Source organism: Kitasatospora cinereorecta, from assembly GCF_024172095.1.
GTDB classification, from domain to species: Bacteria; Actinomycetota; Actinomycetes; order Streptomycetales; family Streptomycetaceae; genus Kitasatospora; species Kitasatospora cinereorecta.
The window spans coordinates 529,885-553,194 of the sequence record NZ_JAMZDX010000006.1 but is presented as its reverse complement, the minus strand read 5'-3'; the positions used below and the strand labels follow the sequence as shown (position 1 = coordinate 553,194).

Sequence of the window (23,310 nt, the reverse complement as noted above, 5' to 3'; positions counted from 1 at the left end):
CCGGCACCGGTCGCCCGCGCGGTGCCATGATGGCGGCCACCGAGACGAGGAGGCGCAGGGTGCAGCGGCCGGACGACCAGGGGCGGGTGGACGGCCGGACGGAGCGCGGACGGCAGACCCGGGAGCGGATCGCCGACGCGATGCTCGCGCTGCTCGACGACGGCGCGACCCGGTTCGTCGCCGAGCAGGTCGCCGAACGGGCCGGCGTCTCCCGCCGGCTGGTCTTCCATCACTTCGAGGACATGGGTCATCTGGTCGAGGCCGCCGTCACCCGCCGGCTGGACCAGCTCACCGCCCAGGTCCGCCCGCTGCCGACCGAGGGCCCCCGGGAGCTGCGGGTGGCGGCACTGGCCGAGCAGCGCGCCCGGATCCTGGAGTGGGCGCTGCCCACGCGGCTCGCGGTGCTGCGACTGGAGAACCCGTCCGACCGGGTCGAGCAGGCGGTCCGGCAGACCCTGGAGTTCGCCCGGCTGCGCCTGACCCAGGTCTTCGCCGTCGAACTGGACGCGCTGCCCGAGGAGCGCCGGACCGATCTGCTCAACGCCCTCGACGCGCTCACCACCTGGAGCGCCTGGCACCACTGGCGCAGCAGCGGCCTGAGCGTGCCGCAGGCCCGCCGGACCATGGCGTCCGCCGTCCTCGCCCTGCTGGCCGGTTACGACCGGGCCTGACCGCCTCCGCCCACCCGTGCGATCCGCCGCAGCCGCCGCACGGACAGAAACTTGCACTGACGATGCAATATGATCGCACACCCGGGCGGATCCACCGTCCCCTCGACCCGCCCGTCGCACCGCGATCGGTTCGCCGACGCAGGACCCCTGCCCCAGGAGGCCACCCCGCGCCTCCCCGACCGACCTCCCGTCAGATCCGCTCCCGACGCCACCTCAGAGCCCCCATCACGGTTCTGTCACATTTTCAACGAACCGGGAACCCAATCGGACTGGCTACCTCTCAGTAATGGCCCGGAATTCCCCTTCAATCCGGTCAAAACCTGCCATCAGAGCGCCATCCGACGCCCAATCGGACGATTTGCCGCCGTCTTGGCGCGCACTCCATCCTTCTCCGGTCCCTCGGCGACAGCCGAACTGGTGTACGCATCAAACCCCCTGGAACATGACATGTTCACACATTCCGTGCCGCATCAGACCCGGCACGCCGACGACGCCGACGCCCCCACCGTCGCCGTCGTCGGTCTGGGATACGTCGGCCTGCCCACCGCCCTCGCCCTGCTCACCTCCGGCAGCCGGGTGATCGGACTCGACGTCAGCGCCGCCCGCCTGGACGCCATCCGCGACCGCAGCGTCGACCTGTTGCCCGCCGACCACGAGCGCCTCACCGCCGCCGTCCGGGACCCGCGCCTCACCCTCACCACCGACCCCGCCGCGCTGGCCGCCGCCGACACCGTCATCGTCTGCGTACCGACCCCGGTCGACGCGCACCTGGTGCCCGACCTCGACGCACTCGCCGCCGCCTGCGCCACCGCCGTCGCACACGCCGTACCCGGCCAGCTCCTGATGCTGACCTCCACCACCTACGTCGGCACCACCCGCGACCTGCTGGTCGGCCCGCTCACCGCCCGCGGCTTCACCGTCGGCGAGGACATCCACGTCGCCTTCTCCCCCGAGCGGATCGACCCCGGCAACGCGCACCACGCCCAGGACTCCACCCCCCGCGTGGTCGGCGGCGCCACCGAACGCTGCACCGAACTCGCCGCCGAGGTCCTGCTGCGCACCGCCCCCTCGGTCCACCGGGTCACCTCCCCGGAGACCGCCGAGATGAGCAAGCTCTACGAGAACACCTTCCGCGCCGTCAACATCGCCCTGGCCAACGAGTTCGCCGACAACTGCCGCAGCCTGTCGCTGGACCCGCTCGAGGTCATCGACGCCGCCGCCACCAAGCCGTACGGCTTCATGCCCTTCTACCCCGGCCCCGGCGTCGGCGGGCACTGCATCCCCTGCGACCCGCACTACCTGCTCTGGCAGCTGCGCCGGCTGCGGATCGCCTCGCCGCTGGTCGACACCGCGATGACCGCGATCGCCGGCCGGCCCCGCCAGGTCGTCGGACGCGTCCGCGAACTGCTCGGCGAGCGCGGCCGCCCCGTCGCCGGCGCCCGGATCCTGCTGGTCGGCGTCAGCTACAAGCCCGGCGTCGCCGACCTGCGCGAGTCCCCCGCCCTGGAGATCCTCGAGGAGCTGGCCGACCTCGGCGCCGAAGTCTCCTTCCACGACCCGCTGGTGACCCGGGCCCGCCTGCACGGCAAGCTCGCCGACAGCGTCGTCGAGCCCGCCGCCGAGACCTGGGACCTGGTGGTCGTGCACACCGTCCACCCCGGCAGCGACCTCGGCTGGCTGACCGGCCAGAGCGCCGTCCTGGACGCCACCTACCGCCTCACCGACCTTCCCTCGAGGGCCGTGCTGTGATCCTCCACCCGCTGCCCGCGCCGGAGGAGACTCCGGCCGGGCCGCCCCCCGGCCTGCCCGCCACCGACCGGGTCCTGCCCCCGCTGCCCCCCGGCGTCCGCGCCCCGGTCCGCCGGCCCGGCCCGCTCGGCCGCGCCATGGACCGGATGGACCCCGCCGTCCGGCACGGCTTCCGCCGCGTGCTGACCCTGCTGTGCATCCTGCCGCTGCTGCTGATCCTCGCCCGCGAGGCACCCCGACTGCCGCAGAGCCCGCTGATCCTCGGCTACGGCTTCGTCGTCCTCACCGGCACCATCGCCATGCTGTACATCGCCTACAGCAAGTACGACGACCCGGCCGTCCGCGAACTGCGCCGGCGCCCGCGCGACCTGGACACCTTCCCGCCGCTGCCCGCCGTCCCCCGGGTGAGCTTCCTGCTCGCCGTCAAGGACGAGGAGGACTGCATCGAGGACTGTGTCCGCTCGATGGCCGCCTCCGACTACCCCGACCTGCAGATCGTCGTCGTCGACGACCTCTCCGAGGACGGCACCCGGGACGTCCTGCGCCGTCTCGAGCACGAACTGGACATCACCGTCCTCTACCTGGACAAGAACCTCGGCAAGAAGCACGCCCTGGTCCGCGCCTGCGAGATCGCCGACGGCGACGTCATCGCCTTCACCGACTCCGACTGCATCCTCGCCCCGGACGCGCTGCGCCGCTGCATCGACGCCCTGGTCCGCCACCCCGAACTCGGCGCGGTCAGCGGCCACTGCCGGGCCCTGAACGCCCCGGTGAGCGTCTTCACCCGGGCCCAGGACGTCTGGTACGAGGGCCAGTTCCGGGTCGCCAAGGCCGCCGAGGCGGTCTTCGGCTCGGTCGCTTGCGTCTCCGGGCCGCTCGCCGTCTTCCGCCGCGACGCGATCTACAACTACCTGCCCGCCTGGGCCGGCGACCGCTTCCTCGGTGCCCCGTTCCGCTTCGCCACCGACCGGCAGCTCACCGGCTACGTGCTCGGCCAGAAGTGGAAGGGCCAGGGCCTCAAGCGGCAGTACGCCGACTCGCCGTTCGTCACCGCCGAGGACTTCCCGGAGCGCACGTGGCGGATCGGCTACGTCCAGTCCGCCCGGGTGTGGACCAACGTCCCGGCCCGGTTCCGGCCGTTCATGAAGCAGCAGATCCGGTGGAAGAAGAGCTTCATCCGGAACATGTGCTTCACCGGCACCTTCATGTGGCGCCGCGGCCTCGGCCCGGCCGCGCTCTACTACGGGCACGCGCTGTGGGTGGTGTCGGCGCCGTTCATGGCCTTCCGCCACCTGCTCTGGGCGCCGCTGCACGGCGCCGCCTTCCTGACCCTGCTGTACCTGTGCGGCGTCGTCCTCAAGGGCCTGGTCTGGGGCCTGGCCTTCAAGGTCGACAACCCCGGCGACACCCGCTGGCGCTACCGCCCGGTGATGAGCCTGCTCTCCTCGGTGGTCCTCGCCTGGCTGCTGCCGTACTCGCTGGCCACCATCCGACGCGGCGTCTGGTCGAGGAGCGCGACATGAGAATCCTGCGTGCCGTGGGGCGGTTCACCGCCGCCGTCCTGTCCGCCGCCGTCGTCGTCGGCGTCTACGCCGTCGTGCTCTCCCGAGGAAGTCTGCTGTGAACGCAACTCCCGACGCCCGGCGCGCGGGCGGCCGGCGCGGAGTCCTGCACTGGATCGCCCGGCTGACGCTGGTGGCCGTGGCACTGTCCGTCCTCGCCCTGCCGTTCTACGCCGGCTGGCAGTACTACGTCTTCCGCCGCGACGTCACCCCGCAGGGCGCGCCCGCCCCCACCCACCTCGACCGGGCGCTCCAGGCCTCCTGGCACAGCGGCGCCGAGAAGCTGCCCGAGGCCGCCCCGCCGGTCGTGCTGACCTACCACGACATCAGTCCGACCAACCCCAGCCAGTACGTGGTCACCCCGCAGCGCTTCGACGAGCAGCTGGCGGCCCTGGAGGCGGCCGGCTACCGGACGCTGACCACCGACGAGTTCGTCGACTACCTGAGGGGCGGGCCGGCGCCGCCGCGCTCGGTCTACATCACCTTCGACGACGGCACCAACGGCCTGTGGGTCTACGGCGACCGCATCCTGGCCAAGCACCACATGCACGCCGCGTCCTACCTGATCACCGGCAAGGTCGACCACAACCGCCCGTACTACCTCTCCTGGGCCGAGATCTCCCGGATGGCCGCCTCCGGCCGCTGGGACTTCCAGGACCACACCCACGACCTGCACCAGCGCGGTCAGGTCGACGCGGACGGCACCCAGGCCTCGGCGCTGTCCAACCGGCTGTGGCTGCCCGCCAAGCAGCGGGTGGAGAACGTGGAGGAGTACCAGGCCCGCCTCGACGGCGACATCGCGCAGAGCCTCACCGACTTCGCCGACCACGGCCTCCCCCGCCCGCAGCTGTTCGCCTACCCGTTCTCGGAGATGAGCGAGCGGATCAACCTGCCGATCCCCGGCCCCTCGCTGCAGGGCGTTCTGGAACGGACCTTCGTCGCCACCCTCACCGACCTCACCCACCGCCCGCTGCCCGCCGGGCGCCGGGCAGCCGCCGCACGGCAGGTCCAGCGGCTGGAGGTCTTCCAGGACACCACCGCCGACCAGCTGCTGACCCAGGTCAGGCAGTGGACGCTGGTCCCGCCCGTCGCGGACGCCCCGCTCCAGGAGCCCGCCTCCTGGGTGCGCACCGACGGCAGCAACGCCAAGGACATCGGCGTGCTCACCGGCGCCGGCCCCTACCCGGGCACCAGCGGGTACGCCGCCGCGGACTACCTGCCGATGGCCTCCGTCGACTGGACCGACTACACCGTCACCGCCACCGTCTCCGACCTGGCCGACGGCGGCAACAACGTGAACCTCACCACCCGCAACGACAGCGCGGACCCGATCACGGTCGGCCTCAGCCGCTCCACGGTCACCCTGCTGCGCGGCAGCGGCGACAAGCGCGAGCAGATCTCCGCCAAGCCGCTGGTCGCCGCCGCCACCCACCAGATCGACGTAACGGTCAGCGGAAACCTGGTCAAGGTCCTTGTCGACGGCCGCACCGAGCTGAGCACCACCACCACCGCGACCGGCGGCAACGCCACCGGCGGCATCTCCCTGTCGGTGCGCAACGGCTCCGACAAGACGCCGTGGCCCAGGTTCACGGCACTCAAGGTGGCCCAGGTCCCGCCCGGCGCGGCGACCTCCGCCGCCAGCACCCTGAGCGTGGCCAAGGCCGTGCTGCTCGACCCCGGCGCCAGCTGGGCCACCGCACCCGGCGTGCCGTCGAGCATGCACGTGGGCGGCGACGGACTGGCCCCGACCGGGCTCGCGCTGTCCGACTACGCGGCCTTCGAGCAGGAGCGCACCGCCGGCTGGACCCGGTACACGGTCCGCGGCACCGTCCGCCGGCTGAACACGCCGGGGGTCTCCGCCGCGCTGTGGGCCCGGGTCGGCAGCCCCGGCGCGGTAAGCGTCGAGGTCAGCCGCCGCGGCGTCAAGGTGCTCTCCGGCAGCGCCGACAACCGCAGGCTGGTGGCGTCCAGGGCGCTGGCCGACGCCGACCACCACGACGTGGAGATCACGGTCGGCTCGGAGACGACCTGGATCACCGTGGACGGCACGGTGAACTTCGCCGTCCCGGCCAAGGGCGACGCCGGCGGCACCGGCGGCGTGGCGTTCTCGGCCTACCGGGACGTCACCAGGAACGCCTGGCCGACCGTGCGCAACCTCAAGGTGTACGAGGCGGCGGTCAAGTGAGCGACCGTGATCCGATGACGGGCCCGGAGACGGTGGGCGATCATGGCCCGGTGACCGACCACGACCCGAACGACCATCGTCCGCTGCTCGGCCGACGGGCCCTCCTGCTCGGCGGCTCCGTCGCGGCGCTGGCCGCGGCGGCCGCGGCCTGGGAGCTGTGGCCGGCGCCGGACGCCGGCCCGGCCCCGTTCCGCCCGGCCCTCGGCCCGGACGGCCTGGTCACCAACGAGTACGCCTTCCGCAACCAGCAGGCCGCGGACGCCCGCGTCAGCCAGGACTGGGTGGCCACCAGCGGTTCGCTGTTCGCCAGGGACGGCGCCGGCTGGACCGGCGCCCCCGACGGCGATTCCCCCGGCCCCGCCTCGGACCGGCACACCGGCTCGTCCGTCTTCCGCCTGGTCACCCGCCGCCGGGACTTCGGCGACTGCCAGGTCACCGCCCGGGTCCGCCTGCAGGCGCCCGGCACCACCGGCCGCACCCCGTCCCAGGACTGGGACGGCGCGCACCTGTGGCTGCGCTACCGGAGCCCGCAGCAGCTGTACGCGCTCAGCTTCCGGCGCCGCGACGGGCACGTGGAGATCAAGCGCAAGACCCCGGGGCCGGACGCCGACACGTCCGACCAGGGCGACTACCGGACGCTCGCCGAGGGCAAACACTCCTTCCCCTACGGCGAGTGGCACGAGGTCGGAGCGAGCGCCCGCACCATGCCCGACGGCCGGGTCCACCTGACCCTCACCGTCGACGGCGCCACCGTCCTGGAAACCGTCGACGACGACCCCGAACGCCTCACCGCACCCGGCGGCGTGGGTCTGCGGGGCGACAACACCGATCTGGAGTTCCGCGACTTCCGGATCGGCTCGTACTGAACCAGTGGGCCCGGCCGACCGGCCGGGCCCACTGTCTTCTCCGTCACATCCCGGGAGAACGGGAAAGGCCCCGCAGATCCTGAGATCTGCGGGGCCTTCGCTGTGCGCGAGGGGGGAGTTGAACCCCCACGCCCTTTCGGGCACTGGAACCTGAATCCAGCGCGTCTGCCTATTCCGCCACCCGCGCATGGGTGTTGTCTTCAGATGCTTGCCGCTCTTCCGACCTGCCGAGAAGCTTACCGCATCTCTTGGGGTCTTCCGTTCGGCTCCCTCTCGGGCGCCCCTTCCGACATGGAAAACATTAGCACGACCTGCGGGGTACCTCCGAATCCATTCCCCGCGGACCCGCAAGCGGAGGGAGGCGAACGAGTGAGCGGGCGCCGGGGCGGGTAGCCCTCACGGGCGCGACGTGGCCAGGGGAACCGTACGGATGGCCCGGGCGTGGATACGATCAGTACGGAAGTACCGCTATCGAGCCGGCCCGACGCCGGCCCGGACGACGCCCTGGAAGGGGGTGCCCCGTGGGAGTCCTGAAGAAGTTCGAGCAGCGACTCGAGGGTCTCGTCAACGGCACCTTCGCCAAGGTGTTCAAGTCCGAGGTCCAGCCGGTGGAGATCGCGGGCGCGCTGCAGCGCGAGTGCGACAACAACGCCACCATCTGGAACCGCGACCGCACGGTCGTCCCGAACGACTTCATCGTCGAGCTCAGCCCGCACGACCACGAGCGCCTCAGCCCGTACGCGGGCCAGCTGGGCGCCGAGCTGGCCGGCATGGTGCGCGAGTACGCCGAGGCCCAGCGCTACACCTTCATGGGGCCGCTGAACGTCACCCTGGACAAGGCCGACGACCTGGACACCGGCCTGTACCGGGTGCGCAGCCGCACCCTCGCCTCCGAGGAGGTGCCGGCCCCGCCCGCACCCCCGGCCGCCCCGCCCGGCTACGGACGCCAGCCCACCCCGCCCGCACCCGGCGCACCGTGGCAGCAGCCCGGCGCGGCCCCGTACGGTGCGCCGCCCCCGCCGACCGCGCCCCCCGCGATGCCGCCGGCCCCGCCGTCGGCCGGCGGGAACGTGCGGCCCTTCCCGGGCGCCGGGCACAGCGGCACCAACACCCGCCGCTGGGTCGAGGTGAACGGTGCCCGGCACCAGATCACCGGCAGCGCCGTGGTGCTGGGCCGCTCCACCGAGGCGGACATCCGTATCGACGACCCCGGGGTGTCCCGCAAGCACGCCGAGATCCGCCCCGGAACACCCGCGATGGTGCTCGACCTGGGGTCCACCAACGGCATCGTGGTGGACGGACAGCACACCCAGCGCGCTACGCTCCGCGACGGCTCCCGAATCGTCATCGGGTCCACCACCATCGTCTACCGACAGGTCGAAGGGTAGAGCGGCCCCCTATGTCAGATCTGACCCTGACGGTCATGCGGCTGGGTTTCCTCGCCGTGCTGTGGCTGTTCGTCATCGTCGCGGTGCAGGTGATCCGCAGCGACCTGTTCGGCACCAAGGTGAACCCGCGCGGGGCGCGGCGGCCGGCGGCCGCCCAGGCCCCGGCCGGCCGGGCGCCGCAGAGCCAGCAGGCCGCCACCCAGCAGCAGCCGCGGCCCCGCCGCGGCGCCCCGACCCACCTCGTGGTGGTGGCGGGTTCGCTGCAGGGCACCACCGTCGCCCTCCAGGGCCAGACCATCACGCTGGGCCGGGCGCACGACTCCACCATCGTGCTCGACGACGACTACGCGTCCTCCCGGCATGCCAGGATCTACCCCGACCAGACTGGGCAGTGGACGGTCGAGGATCTAGGCTCCACCAACGGCACCTATCTGGACCGTCAGCGGCTCACCGCCCCGACACCGTTCCAGGTCGGCGTGCCGCTCCGCATCGGCAGGACCGTCATCGAGCTACGGAAGTAGTCAGCACATGAGGACCAGCACCCCGTCCACCCAGAGGAGGGTCCGGACCGCATGACTCTCGTGCTGCGCTTCGCCGCCGGCTCGCACAAGGGCCTGATCCGGGAGGGGAACGAGGACTCCGGCTACGCCGGTCCCCGGCTGCTGGCCGTCGCCGACGGCATGGGCGGCGCGGCGGCCGGCGAGGTGGCCTCCTCGGAGGTCCTCGGCTCGATCGTCCGCCTGGACGAGGACATCCCCGGGGCCGACCTGCTCACCCTGCTGAACGACGCGGTGCAGACCGCCAACGACCGGCTGCGGCAGATGGTCGAGGAGGACCCGCAGCTGGAGGGCATGGGCTGCACCCTCACCGCGATGCTGTGGACCGGCCAGCGGATGGGCATGGTCCACATCGGCGACTCCCGCGCCTACCTGCTGCGCGACGGCTCGCTGGTGCAGATCACCCAGGACCACACCTGGGTGCAGCGGCTGGTCGACGAGGGCCGGATCACGCCCGAGGAGGCCGAGACCCACCCCCAGCGCTCGCTGCTGATGCGTGCCCTGGACGGCCGCGGCCAGGTCGAGCCCGACCTGTCGATCCGCGAGGTCCGGGCCGGCGACCGCTACCTGATCTGCTCCGACGGCCTGTCCGGCCCGGTCAGCCACCAGACCCTGGAGGAGACGCTCGGGAGCTACTACGCCCCGCAGCAGACCGTCCAGGAGCTGATCCAGCTCGCCCTGCGCGGCGGCGGCCCGGACAACATCACCTGCATCGTCGCCGACGTGATCGACGTCGGCGCCACCGACACCCTCAGCGGGCAGCTGGCGGACATCCCGGTGGTGGTCGGCGCGGTCGCCGACGCCCAGCCGCACCCGCTGGCCGACCCGAGCGTGCTCGACACCCCGGCGGGCCGCGCCGCCGGCCTCGGCCGCCCGCAGGCGCCGCAGGGCGCCTTCGGCCCGGCCGCGGGCTACCCGCAGGCCCACGGGGACGCGTACGGCGACCAGGCGGGCGGCTACGGCGACCCGTCCGCCGGCTACGGCGCCGCCCCCGGCTTCGGCCCGGCCCAGGGCTACGAGGAGGGCCCGGCGGGCTCCTTCGGCCAGCCCGAGTCCTTCGGTGACGCGGAGCCCTACGGCCACGCCGACTACGACGACTACGAGGAGCGGCCGAGCCGGCGCAAGCGCCGCCGCGGCCTCAAGATCACGCTCTCCGCGCTGGTCGTCCTCGGCCTGCTCGGCGGCGCCGGCTGGTTCGGCTGGCAGTGGACCCAGGACCAGTACTACGTCGGCGCCGACGGCGACACCGTCGCCGTCTACCAGGGCGTCAACCAGAACCTGGCCGGCTTCGGCCTCTCCTCGGTGTACGAGAAGCACGGCGACGTGGAGCTGAAGTTCCTGCCGACCTTCCAGCGCACCCAGGTGACCAACACCATCCAGGCCAAGAGCCTGGAGGACGCCAAGGACCAGGTCCGCAAGCTCGGCGACCAGGCGACCGTCTGCAAGAAGGTCGCCGCCGCCAAGGAGGCCTCCTCGGCCTCCACCGGCACTCCCGCCACCGCACCGCCTCTCACCGAGCAGGAGCAGCAGATGGCCGCCGCCTGCCCGGGCCAGTAGGCCGTACCGCACCAGCCGTCGGGGAGCGGCCTACCCGTGAGCACCTTTGACCTGAGCCCAGAGACCAACGCCGCCAACCGGCGACCGAACACCACCATCACCCCGGCCGCGGCACCCAACCGCCGCAACACCGAGCTGGTGATGCTGGGGTTCGCCGTCCTCGTACCGATCCTGGCGTACGCCAACGTCGGCCTCGCCATGGACGGCAGCCTGCCCGCCGGCATGCTCGGCTACGGCATCGGCATGGCCGCGCTCGCGCTGATCGCCCACCTGGCGGTCCGCCGCTTCGCGCCGTACGCCGACCCGCTGCTGCTGCCGCTGGCCACCCTGCTCAACGGGCTCGGCCTGGTGATGATCTGGCGGCTGGACAAGGCCGGCAAGCTGCTGCGCAACAACTTCGCGGCCGCCCCCAACCAGCTGATGTGGTCGGGCCTGGGCGTCGCCGTGTTCATCGGCGTGGTGCTGCTGCTCAAGGACCACCGGATCCTCCAGCGGTACACCTACATCTCGATGGTGGTGGCGCTGGTGCTGCTGGCGGCGCCGGCCTTCTTCCCCTCCCGGCAGGAGGACTTCGGCGCCAAGATCTGGATCCGCTTCGGGTCCTTCTCGATCCAGCCCGGCGAGTTCGCCAAGATCATCCTGACGATCTTCTTCGCCGGCTTCCTGATGGTGAAGAAGGACGCCCTGGCCCTGGCCAGCCGCCGCTTCATGGGCCTGATGCTCCCCCGCGGACGCGACCTGGGCCCGATCCTGATGGTCTGGCTGCTGTCGATCCTGATCCTCGTCTTCGAGACCGACCTCGGCACCTCGTTCCTGTTCTTCGGCCTGTTCGTGGTGATGCTCTACGTCGCCACCGAGCGGACCAGCTGGATCGTCTTCGGCCTGGTGATGTCGGTCGGCGGCGCCGCCGTGGTCGCCACCATGGAGCCGCACGTCAAGACCCGCATCAACGCCTGGCTCGACCCGATGGCCGCCTTCGCGCCGCACCCGCCCGCCAACTCCAGCGAGCAGATCGGCCAGACCCTGATGGCGCTGGGCTCCGGCGGCACCACCGGCACCGGCCTCGGCCAGGGCCGCTCCTGGCTGATCCAGTTCGCCGCCAAGAGCGACTTCATCCTCGGCTCCTTCGGCGAGGAGCTCGGCCTGACCGGCCTGATGGCGGTCTTCATGATCTACGCACTGATCGTCCAGCGCGGCCTGCGCACCGCCCTGGCCGCCCGCGACGCCTTCGGCAAGCTCCTCGCCACCGGCCTGACCTCGGCCTTCGCGCTGCAGGTCTTCGTGGTCGCCGGCGGAGTCACCGGCCTGATCCCGCTGACCGGCATGACGATGCCCTTCCTCGCCCAGGGCGGCTCCTCACTGGTCGCCAACTGGGCACTGATCGCCCTGCTGCTCAAGATCAGCGACATCGCCCGCCGTCCCGCCGCCGAGCCGGCCGCCGCCATCCCGGAACCGACCAGGGGACCCGTCTCGTGAACAAGCCCATCCGCCGAGTCTCGATCTTCTGCCTGGTGCTGATCCTGGCCCTGATGGTGCGCGTCAACTGGGTGCAGGGCGTCCAGGCCGCCGCCTGGGCGAGCAACACGCACAACGACCGCAACCGCTACGACCGCTACGCCTACCCGCGCGGCAACATCATCGTCGGCGGCCAGCCGGTCACCAGCTCCGACTTCGTCAACGGCCTGCGCTTCAAGTACAAGCGCTCCTGGAACGACGGCGCGCTGTACGCCCCGGTCACCGGCTACTCCTCGCAGTCCTTCGGCTCCAGCCAGCTGGAGTCGCTGGAGGACGGCATCCTGTCCGGCACCGACTCCCGGCTGTTCTTCCGCAACACCCTGGACATGCTGACCGGCAAGCCCAAGCAGGGCGGCGACGTGGTCACCACGATCAACGCCAAGGCGCAGAAGGCCGCCTTCGACGGCCTGGGCAACAAGAAGGGCGCCGCGGTCGCGATCGACCCGCGCACCGGCGCGATCCTGGCGCTGGTCTCCACGCCGTCCTACGACCCGGGCACCTTCTCCGGCGGCGCGGACACCGACGTCAAGGCCTGGACCGACCTCAACGCCGACCCGAACAAGCCGATGCTCAACCGGGCGCTGCGCGAGACCTACCCGCCCGGCTCGACCTTCAAGCTGGTCACCGCGGCGGCGGCGTTCGAGAACGGCAAGTTCCAGTCGATCGACGACAGGACCGACACCCCGAACCCGTACGTGCTGCCGGGCACCAAGACCCCGCTGAAGAACGCCAGCGACGACGAGCCGTGCGAGAACGCCACGCTCAAGGTCGCCATGGACTACTCCTGCAACACCGTCTACGGCAAGATCGGCGCCGAGCTGGGCAAGGACAAGATGCGCGCCCAGGCGGAGAAGTTCGGCTTCAACAACGACAAGCTGGACATCCCGATCCGCCCGGTGACCAGCGCCTTCCCCAAGGCCTCCGACCCGGCCGGCACCGCGATGGACTCCATCGGCCAGCACGACACCCGGGCCACCCCGCTGCAGATGGCGATGGTCGCCGCGGCGATCGCCAACAACGGCACGCTGATGGAGCCGTACCTGATCGCCCAGGAGCGCTCGGCCCGCGACGTCATCTCCAACCACACCGAGCACCAGCTCGGCCAGGCCGTCTCGCCGGCCACCGCCCAGAAGCTGCAGCAGCTGATGGAGAGCGTGGTCCAGAACGGCACCGGCAAGAAGGCGAAGATCGACGGCGTCACGGTCGGCGGCAAGACCGGCACCGCCCAGCACGGCCAGGACAACTCGGGCCTGCCGTTCGCCTGGTTCATGTCCTACGCCAAGGGCGGCGACGGCACCCAGGTCGCGGTCGCGGTGGTGGTCGAGGACGGCGCCGCCGAGAGCGCCGAGATCAGCGGCGGCAGCCTGGCCGCGCCGATCGCCAAGTCGGTGATGCAGGCGGTGCTGAGCAAGTAGCGCACCCCCGTCAACCACCGCGCACGCCCCTCCGGGCCCCGGCCGTCACCCGGCCGGGGCCCGGTCGTATACGTCACAATCGTCCCGATTCCCTTGGCGCGCCCGCCGGAATTGCCACAATGGGACGGTCCACGTCCATACCGGTCTGGTCTCAGGTGGCGGTCTGTTCGGGCTCGGTCAGGTTGGCCCGGTAGCGTATCCGCCAGCAGCGGGTGTACCCGCAGCCGCCCACGGCCCCGGCCGCGGGGGACCGGGACCGCGAAACCGGCGGGGCACCGGCAGCGTCCAACAGAGCGTGCGGGGACACCTACGTCACATCCTCACCACCCGGTGAGGGAGAGGGTCGGAGATATGGAAGAGCCTCGTCGCCTCGGCGGCAGGTACGAGCTCGGCGGCGTCCTGGGACGCGGCGGCATGGCCGAGGTCTACCTTGCCCATGACACCCGGCTCGGCCGTACGGTCGCCGTGAAGACGCTCCGCGCCGACATGGCCCGCGACCCGTCCTTCCAGGCCCGCTTCCGCCGCGAGGCGCAATCCGCGGCCTCCCTCAACCACCCCGCCATCGTCGCCGTCTACGACACCGGCGAGGACTACATCGACGGCATCTCCATCCCGTACATCGTGATGGAGTACGTCGAGGGGTCCACCCTCCGGGAGCTGCTGCACTCCGGGCGCAGACTGCTGCCCGAGCGCGCCCTGGAGATGACCATCGGCATCCTCCAGGCGCTCGAGTACTCGCACCGCGCCGGCATCGTCCACCGCGACATCAAGCCGGCCAACGTGATGCTCACCCGCCAGGGCAACGTCAAGGTCATGGACTTCGGCATCGCCCGCGCGATGGGCGACGCCGGCATGACGATGACCCAGACCTCCGCGGTCATCGGCACCGCCCAGTACCTCTCCCCCGAGCAGGCCAAGGGCGAGACCGTCGACGCCCGCTCGGACCTCTACTCCACCGGCTGCCTGCTGTACGAGCTGCTCACCGTGCGGCCGCCGTTCGTCGGCGACTCCCCGGTCGCGGTGGCCTACCAGCACGTCCGCGAGGAGGCCCAGCCGCCGTCCGCGTACGACCCCGAGGTCCGCCCCGAGATCGACGCGATCGTGCTGAAGGCCCTCGCCAAGGAGCGCGACTACCGCTACCAGTCGGCCGACGAGATGCGCGACGACATCGAGCGCTTCCTCGACGGCCTGCCGGTCGCCGCCGCCCAGCAGGCCGCCGCCTTCGGCATGGGCGCCCCGGGCTACGGCTACGACCAGAACGCCCAGTACGACCCGTACGGCCAGACCAACGTCCTGCCGCAGCAGGGCGGCGCGGCCGGCCCGACCACCATGCTCCCGCAGGTCGGCGCCCAGCAGGCCGGCTACGGCTACCAGGACGACGGCTACGGCTCCGGCGGCGACGGCTACGACGACGGCCGGGGCGGCGGCGGACGCCGCCGCGAGGAGCCGCCGAAGAAGAACACCTCCTGGATCGTCCTCGCCGTGGCGGCGGTGCTGGTCCTGGTCGGCGCCTTCTTCGTGGTCCAGGCGATGGTGAAGAGCGGCGACGCCACCGGCGGGAAGACCACCTCGCCCAACCTGGTCGGCAAGTCCCTGGCCGACGCGCAGAGCGCCGCCAAGGCGCAGAACGGCTCGCTGACCGTCCAGGCGGCCGACCCGGTCGCCTGCCCGGACACGAAGATCGCCAAGGACACCGTCTGCACCCAGGAGCCGGTTGCCGGCAGCTCGATCTCCCCCACCACGGTGATCAAGGTGCACCTGTCCTCCGGCCCGGCCGAGACCCCGGTCCCGGACGTCACCGGCCAGACCAAGGACGCGGCGACCGCAGCCCTGCAGAAGCTGGGCTTCCAGGTCACCACGACCTACCAGAACGACGACAAGATCGACCAGGACAAGGTCATCTCGCAGACCCCGACCGGCAAGGCCGCCGCGGGCGGCACCATCGCCCTGGTGGTCTCCTCCGGCCAGCAGAAGGTCGCCCTGGTCTCCACCGTCGGCCAGCAGCAGGACGCCGCGACCCAGGCCCTGTCCGACCTCGGCATGAACGTCCAGGTCAAGACCCAGGCCGTCAGCGACCCGACCAAGATCGGCCAGGTCATCGACCAGAACCCGAAGTCCGGCCAGGTCAAGAAGGGCACCCCGGTCACCATCACGGTCGGCAAGCAGGCCGACAAGGTGAACGTGCCGATCCTCCAGGGCAAGACCTACAAGCAGGCCTACGACTCGCTCAAGCAGCTCGGCCTCACCCCGCAGGTCATCCTCGGCCCGCAGGACGAGAACGCCGTCGTCATCCAGAGCGACCCGCAGTCCGGCACCCAGGTCGACCCCGGCTCCGTGGTCCGGCTCTGGACCAAGGCGGGCGACAAGCCCACGCCGTAGGGCCGACACCCCGAACCACACCCCGGAGGGGCCGCACCGCACGGTGCGGCCCCTCCGGGCTTCCCGGCCGACGGTGACGGGCGATGGGCGTTGTACACAGGGTTATCCCCAGGGCGGGCCGGCCTCGCCCGAACGGGCTAACGCCCGGTCAGCACCGCTGACCGACACCCCGACGCGGCACCCGGTGCCAGAAGTTATCCACAGCTCGCGAACAACCGTTCACCACGGGCCCCGGTCGGCCGGCCGCCGCCTGGCAGCCGGGCCGGTCGGGCCGTCAGGACGACGTCACTGACGGCCTGACAGCGCCTCCGGCTCGCCCTGGCTCCGCGGCTGCTCCCCCACCAGCTTGCCGAACTGGATCAGACGACCCCGCGCACTGAACTCCGGCGTACACGTCGTCAACGTGATGTACCGACCCGGCTGGGTGAAGGGCGACCCCTTCGGCACCGGCTGGATCACCCCGACATTGGTCGGCGGCGTCTCCGGAATCCCACCCGCCACCTCGTACGTGTAGAACGTCGTCGCGGTCTCCACCACGATCTTGTCCCCCGGCACCAACTGGCCGATCTTTCGGAACGGCTGACCGTGCGTCGTACGGTGCGCCGCGATCGCGAAGTTGCCCGCGGCGTCGGACGGCATCGCCGTACCGGTGTAGTGCCCCACCAGGCCCTTGTCGAGCACCTGCTGCTTCCCCGTGCCCTCGGCGATCGGGTACTTCAGGTCCAGCTTGGGGATGTGCAGGATCGCGAAGCCCTGACCCGGCTCGAACGCCCCGGCCGGCTTCGGCGCCGTCCCACCCGGCGGCACCGGCTGCTGCGTCGCCCACTGCTGCTCCAGCCGGCTCCCCGCGGCATCCGCCGACGCGTCCGCCTGCACATTGGTCCACCACAGCTGGTACGAGACGAACAGCAGCATCACCACGCCCAGCGTGATGAACAGCTCGCCGAACATCCGGGCCACCACGACCCGCCTGCGCTCCTTCGGGCGCACCCGCGGCCCCGAGGACCGCCCGGCCGCCCGCCGGCGCCCGGAACCCGCCCCCAGCGCCGCCCTGCCCCGCTCCTGGCGGCGCCCGGACCGGCCACCGGCCGACTCCTCGCCCGCCCCGGCCACCGCCGGATCCTCCGCACCCCCAGGACCCTCAGGACCCTCAAAGCCCTCAGGACCCGACCCGGCGGCCGGCAGCCTCAACTGCAGCGTCTGCTCCACGGGCTCGTACACCCCCCACTCCTCCGGGTCGGTGCCACCCCTCGCGCCCCCCTCCGGGCGTACCGCCGTCACCCGATCACCCCCGGCCGATCACCGGGGCCAGACCGGCCGACCGGCCGACCGCCTCCGGGAACCCGCACTCGGCCAGCCAGTTGGCCAGCATCCGGTGCCCGCCCTCGGTCAGCACCGACTCCGGGTGGAACTGCACACCCTCCACCAGCAGGTCCCGGTGGCGCAGACCCATGATCACACCGCTCTCGGCCGTCCGGGCGGTCACCACCAGTTCGTCCGGCACCGTCGCCGCCTCGACCGCCAGCGAGTGGTACCGGGTCGCCGTCATCGGCGACGGCAGACCCTCGAACACACCGCCGTCCTCGTGCTCGACCAGCGAGGTCTTGCCGTGCAGCAGCTCCGGCGCCCGGTCCACCACCGCCCCGTACGCCACCGCGATCGACTGCAGCCCCAGACAGACACCGAACACCGGCAGCCCCACCGACGCGCAGTGGTGCACCATCTCCACGCACACCCCGGCCTCCTCCGGCGTACCCGGACCGGGCGAGAGCAGCACCCCGTCGAACCCCGGGCCGTCCGCCTCCCGGCGGCGCACCGCGTGCTCCACCGTCACCTCGTCGTTGCGCACCACCTCGCAGGTCGCACCCAACTGGTACAGGTACTGCACGAGGTTGAAGACGAAGCTGTCGTAGTTGTCCACCACGAGGATCCGGGGCGGCCGGCCGTCCGAGGTCATCCTGCTACTCCTGGGTGCGGGATCGGGAAGAGGGGAAAGGGGAGCGACCCGGCTCAGCCGGCGCCGCCCTCGTCCACCGTCACGTCACTGAAGGGCAGCAGCGGCTCGGCCCACGGGAAGACGTACTGGAACAGGACATAGACCACCCCGAGGACCAGCAGCAGGGCGATCAGGGACCGCACCAGCGTGTTCCCCGGCAGATGCCGCCAGATCCAGGTGTACATGGAGCTCCTCGGTGATTCGGTCCGCACAAGCGTATTGCGTGCCGGACGCCGCTCACGGCCACTTTGCCGACTACTGGACCCGCACGGGCGACCTACTGCCCCGGCGCGGGCGACGCCCACCGCAGGTCGACCGAGCCCGCGTACCCGGGCACCACCATGTCGCTGCTCTCCTGGACCTTCCAGCCCAGCCCGTACGCGGCCACGTAACCCAGGTAGTTGCGGATCGTCGGATCGGCGTCCACCGCGGCCTTCAGCCCGTCCGTCCGCCCCACCGCCCGGATCACGTACGGCGGCGAGTACACCCGGCCCTGCAGCAGCAGCGTGTTGCCCACGCACCGCACCGCACTGGTGGCGATCAACCGCTGGTCCATCACCTGGATCCCCTCCGCGCCACCCCGCCACAGCGCGTTGACCACCGCCTGGATGTCCTGCTGGTGGATCACCAGGTCGTTGACGCCCGGCTCGGGCACCCCGGGGATCTTCGCGGTGGCGTTCGGCGGAGCGTCGTTGAGCGTGACGGTCAGCCCCGGCCCGCGCAGCGGATCCAGCCCCGCGGCCTCCTCCAACGCATCCAGCCGGGCCGTATCGGCCGGACTCTGCCCCTGCTGCTGCACCAACCGGTCCGCCCGGTCCTGCTCCCCGCCCACCTGCTCCTGCAACTGCTGGTTCTGCGTCGAGCGCTGCCGGATCACATCGCTGAGCTTCAACAGCGAGTTGTCGGTCCGCAGCGAGGTGCCCTGGGCGGTCTGCGCGCTGATGTAGAAGAGCAGCCCGGCGAGCGCGAAGACGGCGCAGGTCAGGGCACGTCCGACAATTCGGGTCCCGCGGGACCGCCCGGAGCGGGGCTCTGCGGGAATCGTGGAATTCGGCACCGTACCCTTATCTCCTTCCGACCCGGAGAACCACTACGCTAACGGACGCCGGTGGCATGTGCGGAGCACGATCCGTACCGACCGGCCCCACAGCCGCCCACGTCCCGCTGCTCACTGCGCGGTCACAGCGCATCGACAGGAGAACCTCTCGTGCCGAAGTCTCGACTCCGCAAGAAGTCCGACTACACCCCGCCGACCGCTACAACGGCGGTGAAGCTCAGCTCCGGGCGCGGCTGGGTCGCTCCGCTGATGCTGGTCTTCTTCCTGGTCGGCCTGGTCTGGATCGTCACCTACTACGTGACCAGTGGCGCCTGGCCGGTCGAGGCCTGGGGCAACTGGAACATCCTGGTCGGATTCGGATTCATCGCGGCGGGCTTCGGCGTCTCCACGCAGTGGAAGTAGGCGCGAGCCGCTTTCCCGCTTCATCCGCACCGCTCCGGGCCTGCCCGGGGCGGTTCTCGGGCTGCCGCGGGCGGGCTCGGTGAGCCACGCCCCGAACGTTTATCCACACAGTTATCCACACTGGGGAAAAGTCGCCCCGGCCTGTGGATAACTTGCCGTACCCATACCCCGCACCGGCGTTCGCCAATTCAGGAATTCCGCAGCAGGACGCGCGTAGATCAGGCCTTTCCGGCGAGCCCGGCACACCGGCTGTGCACAGCCGCGCGCACACTGTGGACAACCACCCGGCCCAGCATGCCGCCGACCGCCCGCTCAGCCGCTCAGGCGCGCCGTCCCCAGCAGCACGAGCAGCACGGTCACCCCGAGCATCCCGGCCACCGTCAACGTCTGGACCACGTCCCGGCGCGCCCGTGGGGCGTACATCATCCCCACCGCCGTGACGGCGCCGGCGACCAGCCCGCCGATGTGGGCCCGCCAGTCGATCCCGGACACCGAGAACGTGATCACCAGGTTGAAGACCAGCAGCGCGACCACCGGTCCGAGCGGCACCCGGTTCAGCCGGAACAGCACCACCGTGGCGCCCAGCAGCCCGAAGATCGCCCCGGAGGCGCCCACCGAGTACAGCGCCGACCCGGAGACCAGGTACGCCAGCCCGTTGCCGACCAGGCCGGAGACCAGGTACAGCGCCAGGAAGCGCACCCGGCCCAGCACCCGCTCCAACTGCGGGCCGAGCACCCACAGCGAGACCATGTTCATCGCGATGTGCACCACACTGGCGTGCACGAACATCGCGGTCAGCAGCCGGTACCAGTCCTCCGGCCCACCGGCGACCCCGAGCCGCACCCCCGGCACCGGCACGTAGCTGAACAGGCCCAGCCGCATCTTCCAGGCCGGGTCCAGGTACTCGGTCAGCAGGAAGACCAGCACGTTCAGGCCGATCAGCACCTTGGTGACCACCGCGCCGTCACCGGCCGGCAGCCCGCCGAAGCGCCCGGTGGGACGGGAACGGTGCTGGGCGGCGTCCTGCACGCACTCCGGGCACTGGAAGCCCACCGAGGCGCTCACCATGCACTGCGGGCAGATCGGCCGGCCGCAGCGGACACAGCCCACCCCGGTCTCCCGCTCCGGGTGCCGGTAGCAACCGGGCAACGCGTGGCCGCCCTCGACCGGGGGCCGTACCGGCTCTTCCGGATGCATCCCGCCGTCCCTCCTCCTGACCGATCCCGGCGACCCCACCGCCTCCGGGGTACCGCCGCGACCGTCCAGGCTACTGCCGCGGACCCGGCCGCGGGCGATCTCTCCACCGGCCGGTCACCACGCCGTCGGCCGGGCGGTCGCCGCGGCCCCGCCTGGCGGTCGCCGCGGCGCCGGAAATCGGCCCGCGACCCCCCGCAGACGGCGCAGCCTGACGTGCCCGAGGACGAAACGGGGTGCATGATCTCCAATCAGGTGGAAATGTGCATAGCGGACAGCCGCCGGACATGCGCCGAGAAGCCGAGAAGGAGAAGCCCGTGACCCGTACGGAGACAGCGCGAGACACTGCAGGCCGCACCATGGACGCCCTCGCGCCCTACGCCGCGGGAGCCAGGGACGCCGCCGTGCACTACGCCGACGAGGCCCGCCAGCTGCTCGGGCCCAAGCTGGAGGCGCTCGGCCCGAAGGCCGCCGCCGCCGGCGCCCAGGCCCGTACCGGCGCCGCACACGCCGCCCACAGCGCCCGGACGCAGTACGTGAAGCACCTCGCCCCACGCCTGGAGCACGCCTTCTTCAGCCTCTCCCCCGAGGCCCAGAAGGCCACGCTCAAGGCCGTCCACCGCGCCCAGGAGGCGGCACTGGCCGCCAAGCTCTCCGCCGCCCAGGCGGCCGGAGCAGCCCGGGCCGGCCTGGTCCCCAAGGTCACCGACGCCTACCAGGGCGCCGTCGACTCGGTCTCCCCGTACGCCCAGGAGGCCCAGGCCCGGGGCGCCGCCGCCCTGACCGCCCTGCAGGGGCACGTCAGCGCGGCCGAGATCAGCGAACTCGCCGCCAAGAACATCAAGAAGGAGAACCGCAGCGGCTGGACCACCGGCCTCGCCGTCGCGGGCACCATCGCGATCGGCACCGGCGTGATCGCCTGGCAGTGGTACCGCAAGCAGAGCAACCCGGAATGGCTGGTCGAACCGCCGGCCGACCCCACCGCCACCCCGGCCGGCGGCGCCGGCAACAGCACCGGCCACAGCACCGGCGCGCACGCCTCCGGTTCCGGCACGGTCCCCGGCTCGGCCCCGGCCGGCAGCGCGAGCGGAGCACCCGTCGGCGACACCGTGATGAACGGCTCCGCCCCGCGGGACCCGGCCGACGGCACCTCGACCTCCACCCCCGCCGAGGACAACGGCGCGGGCGACCCCAAGCCCGGCCCGCCGTCCGGCACCAAGCACGCCTCGGACGACCGGCCCAAGCCGCACGACCCGCGCAAGCCGCACTGAACCGGGCCGCCGCACGCACAAACGCAGGTGGGCCGATCCGTCGAAACGGATCGGCCCACCTGCGGTGCTGTGGAGCTTAGGAGATTCGAACTCCTGACATCTGCCATGCAAAGACAGCGCTCTACCAACTGAGCTAAAGCCCCGAGTGCCATGCACCGGACACTAGAGTACCCGCTCCCGGCGAAAACCCGGAGCGGGTTGGCACGTCCGACGGACGGCGATCGCGCCCGACCCCGGCCGGTGGCCGGAGCCGGGTCGCGGAAGATCGTCAGTGACCTCAGCGGCCGGCCGGGACCGGGTCGGTGGCCTCGGTCCACAGGTCCTGCTCGGCCTTGTCGGCCTGGACCTGACGGTAGACAAAGAAGCCGCCGAGGGCGACCAGGGCGACCAGGAGAAGCTTCTTCACCGCGGGGACCTCGTCCTTCTTGCATTCGGGGATGTGCGAGCACGAACCAGCGGTCAGGCTACAGACCGCCCTGCGGCCGATGATACACACCGGTAACCCTTTCCAGGGCGGCCACCACTGCGTCCAACCGGCCGATCCGAACCAGGGTTTGACGTCGGCCGAAGCACCACCGCCACACCCGTGTCCACAGGGTTCAACGACCGTGTCCCCAGGCACGTTCCCACCCTGTGGACAACTCCCGGGTCCGGCGTGAACTCCTGTCACTCCGGACCCGGGAAAGAGGGACAGGCTGTCCCTCTTAACGTCGACCGCTACGGGCGGCGGCGGATCCGCGACCGCACCAACTCGCCGCGGACCACCCGCAGCTCCTCGCCCAGCCGGCCGACCCGCTCGCCGAGCGCGGTGATCACCGCACCCTGCGCGTCGATCCGCCGCTCAACGGAGCCGAGGCGGTCCTCGTCGGGCACCTCGAACGGGTCGAGCCCGTCGATCTTCCGCCGCCACGCCTCGGCGGCGGGGTCGCGGCTGACCGTCTCGTACTCGTCCCAGCGGAGCCGGCTCCAGTGCCTCCACGGCCGCGCCCGGACGGGGCCGGCCTCGACGACGTCGAGCATGTGCTCCCGCACCCGGCGCGCGACGTCGCTGTCGCGCAGGAGCATCGCGACGTTCAACACCGCCCGCCGGGTGAACACGGTGAGTGCACACCGAGCCTGTGGATAACTTCCGGGAAAGGGCGACAGGCTGTCGCCCTTAAAAGTTTCCAGGTCAGAGCCGCGCAGCACGGCCATGCCGTTGGCGGCCAACTCGGTGCGGTGACGTTCCGTTACCTTCTTGACGGTCTTCTCGGGCACCTCGAAGTAGTCGGCGACCATCTTCGTGGTGACGTGCACACCGTCCGGGAGGAGGGTGAGCGCCTTGACCTTGTCGAGCGCGTCGGTGCGGCCGCACAACTGGCGGCGGAAGCTCCGCGACTCGAGGATGACGGCTTCCATGGACATGGGGATGCCTCACACGGGTTGAGTGATCTCGATGGACCGCCCTGTATCCCCAGGCGTACGGGACCGGACTTCCGCCGGCCGGAGCAGAGGTCGCGCTACGTCCACAGATCCCATGACCGGTACTGACGCCCGGCTATCCCCG

20 protein-coding genes and 2 tRNA genes are annotated in these 23,310 nt (G+C 71.6%); 13 read left to right on the top strand and 9 right to left on the bottom strand.

The window, feature by feature from the left end; all coding sequences use genetic code 11:
- The first annotated feature begins 59 nt into the window (after positions 1-59).
- The 5 genes from FHR36_RS31860 (at position 60) to FHR36_RS31840 (ending at position 7,033) form a co-directional block, all read left to right on the top strand.
- On the top strand, positions 60-671 hold the full coding sequence (locus FHR36_RS31860; RefSeq protein WP_253802816.1) for a TetR/AcrR family transcriptional regulator: 612 nt from the start codon (positions 60-62) through the stop codon (positions 669-671).
- Between the two features lie 447 nt (positions 672-1,118).
- Entirely contained in the window at positions 1,119-2,420 is a 1,302-nt protein-coding gene (locus FHR36_RS31855; protein ID WP_253802814.1) for a nucleotide sugar dehydrogenase, read from the top strand.
- Entirely contained in the window at positions 2,417-3,943 is a 1,527-nt protein-coding gene (locus tag FHR36_RS31850) for a glycosyltransferase family 2 protein (RefSeq protein WP_407660873.1), read from the top strand. Before FHR36_RS31855 ends, FHR36_RS31850 begins: the two co-directional genes overlap by 4 nt.
- A 97-nt stretch (positions 3,944-4,040) precedes the next feature.
- Positions 4,041-6,167 (top strand): polysaccharide deacetylase family protein, encoded by a 2,127-nt coding sequence (locus FHR36_RS31845; RefSeq protein ID WP_253802813.1) that lies wholly within the window; start codon positions 4,041-4,043, stop codon positions 6,165-6,167.
- Positions 6,168-6,217: 50 nt separating this feature from the next.
- Positions 6,218-7,033 carry a LamG domain-containing protein gene (locus FHR36_RS31840; RefSeq protein WP_253802812.1) on the top strand — a complete coding sequence of 272 codons (816 nt, stop codon included), beginning with the start codon at positions 6,218-6,220 and terminating at the stop codon, positions 7,031-7,033.
- Between the two features lie 103 nt (positions 7,034-7,136).
- On the opposite strand, the gene FHR36_RS31835 is transcribed toward FHR36_RS31840, so the two are convergent.
- Positions 7,137-7,220: transfer RNA gene (locus FHR36_RS31835), tRNA-Leu, on the bottom strand.
- A 334-nt stretch (positions 7,221-7,554) separates the two neighbouring features.
- On the opposite strand from FHR36_RS31835, the gene FHR36_RS31830 reads away from it, so the two are divergent.
- The 6 genes from FHR36_RS31830 to pknB all read left to right on the top strand — a co-directional run bounded on the left by FHR36_RS31830 (position 7,555) and on the right by pknB (position 15,844).
- Positions 7,555-8,421: an FHA domain-containing protein gene (locus tag FHR36_RS31830; protein WP_253802811.1), complete on the top strand. Its 867-nt coding sequence runs from the start codon at positions 7,555-7,557 to the stop codon at positions 8,419-8,421.
- Between the two features lie 11 nt (positions 8,422-8,432).
- Entirely contained in the window at positions 8,433-8,942 is a 510-nt protein-coding gene (locus tag FHR36_RS31825; protein ID WP_253802810.1) for an FHA domain-containing protein FhaB/FipA, read from the top strand.
- 51 nt (positions 8,943-8,993) lie between these two features.
- Positions 8,994-10,535, top strand: a complete 1,542-nt coding sequence (locus FHR36_RS31820) for a PP2C family protein-serine/threonine phosphatase (protein WP_253802809.1) — start codon at positions 8,994-8,996, stop codon at positions 10,533-10,535.
- Between the two features lie 36 nt (positions 10,536-10,571).
- A complete protein-coding gene (locus FHR36_RS31815) occupies positions 10,572-12,011 on the top strand; it encodes an FtsW/RodA/SpoVE family cell cycle protein (protein ID WP_380232082.1) in 1,440 nt (479 codons plus the stop codon).
- Complete coding sequence (locus FHR36_RS31810; RefSeq protein ID WP_253802808.1) at positions 12,008-13,465, top strand: peptidoglycan D,D-transpeptidase FtsI family protein; 1,458 nt, start codon at positions 12,008-12,010, stop codon at positions 13,463-13,465. The genes FHR36_RS31815 and FHR36_RS31810 overlap by 4 nt, the downstream gene beginning before the upstream one ends.
- A gap of 351 nt (positions 13,466-13,816) precedes the next feature.
- On the top strand, positions 13,817-15,844 hold the full coding sequence (pknB, locus tag FHR36_RS31805; protein WP_253802807.1) for a Stk1 family PASTA domain-containing Ser/Thr kinase: 2,028 nt from the start codon (positions 13,817-13,819) through the stop codon (positions 15,842-15,844).
- A gap of 285 nt (positions 15,845-16,129) precedes the next feature.
- Here the strand turns inward: pknB and FHR36_RS31800 are convergent, their stop codons facing one another.
- The 4 genes from FHR36_RS31800 to FHR36_RS31785 all read right to left on the bottom strand — a co-directional run bounded on the left by FHR36_RS31800 (position 16,130) and on the right by FHR36_RS31785 (position 18,897).
- A complete protein-coding gene (locus FHR36_RS31800) occupies positions 16,130-16,807 on the bottom strand; it encodes a class E sortase (protein WP_253802806.1) in 678 nt (225 codons plus the stop codon).
- 322 nt (positions 16,808-17,129) lie between these two features.
- On the bottom strand, positions 17,130-17,801 hold the full coding sequence (locus tag FHR36_RS31795; RefSeq protein ID WP_253802805.1) for an aminodeoxychorismate/anthranilate synthase component II: 672 nt from the start codon (positions 17,799-17,801) through the stop codon (positions 17,130-17,132).
- Between the two features lie 53 nt (positions 17,802-17,854).
- Complete coding sequence (locus FHR36_RS31790; protein ID WP_253802804.1) at positions 17,855-18,025, bottom strand: hypothetical protein; 171 nt, start codon at positions 18,023-18,025, stop codon at positions 17,855-17,857.
- A gap of 92 nt (positions 18,026-18,117) precedes the next feature.
- The gene (locus FHR36_RS31785; protein WP_380232083.1) at positions 18,118-18,897 is read right to left on the bottom strand and encodes a DUF881 domain-containing protein; all 780 of its coding nucleotides are present in this window, start codon (positions 18,895-18,897) and stop codon (positions 18,118-18,120) included.
- Positions 18,898-19,047: 150 nt separating this feature from the next.
- Here FHR36_RS31785 and crgA point away from each other — a divergent pair, with 150 nt between their 5' ends.
- A complete protein-coding gene (crgA, locus tag FHR36_RS31780) occupies positions 19,048-19,299 on the top strand; it encodes a cell division protein CrgA (RefSeq protein WP_253802803.1) in 252 nt (83 codons plus the stop codon).
- A 312-nt stretch (positions 19,300-19,611) separates the two neighbouring features.
- Here crgA and FHR36_RS31775 read toward each other — a convergent pair whose 3' ends face one another.
- Positions 19,612-20,496 (bottom strand): rhomboid family intramembrane serine protease, encoded by an 885-nt coding sequence (locus FHR36_RS31775; protein WP_253802802.1) that lies wholly within the window; start codon positions 20,494-20,496, stop codon positions 19,612-19,614.
- Between the two features lie 314 nt (positions 20,497-20,810).
- Here FHR36_RS31775 and FHR36_RS31770 point away from each other — a divergent pair, with 314 nt between their 5' ends.
- Positions 20,811-21,764 (top strand): DUF5324 family protein, encoded by a 954-nt coding sequence (locus tag FHR36_RS31770; protein WP_253802801.1) that lies wholly within the window; start codon positions 20,811-20,813, stop codon positions 21,762-21,764.
- A 70-nt stretch (positions 21,765-21,834) separates the two neighbouring features.
- Here the strand turns inward: FHR36_RS31770 and FHR36_RS31765 are convergent.
- The 3 genes from FHR36_RS31765 to FHR36_RS31755 form a co-directional block, all read right to left on the bottom strand.
- A tRNA-Ala gene (locus FHR36_RS31765) sits at positions 21,835-21,907 on the bottom strand.
- Positions 21,908-22,041: 134 nt separating this feature from the next.
- On the bottom strand, positions 22,042-22,170 hold the full coding sequence (locus tag FHR36_RS31760) for a DLW-39 family protein (RefSeq protein WP_253802799.1): 129 nt from the start codon (positions 22,168-22,170) through the stop codon (positions 22,042-22,044).
- A 311-nt stretch (positions 22,171-22,481) separates the two neighbouring features.
- A complete protein-coding gene (locus FHR36_RS31755) occupies positions 22,482-23,168 on the bottom strand; it encodes a hypothetical protein (protein ID WP_253802797.1) in 687 nt (228 codons plus the stop codon).
- Between the last annotated feature and the right edge of the window lie 142 nt (positions 23,169-23,310).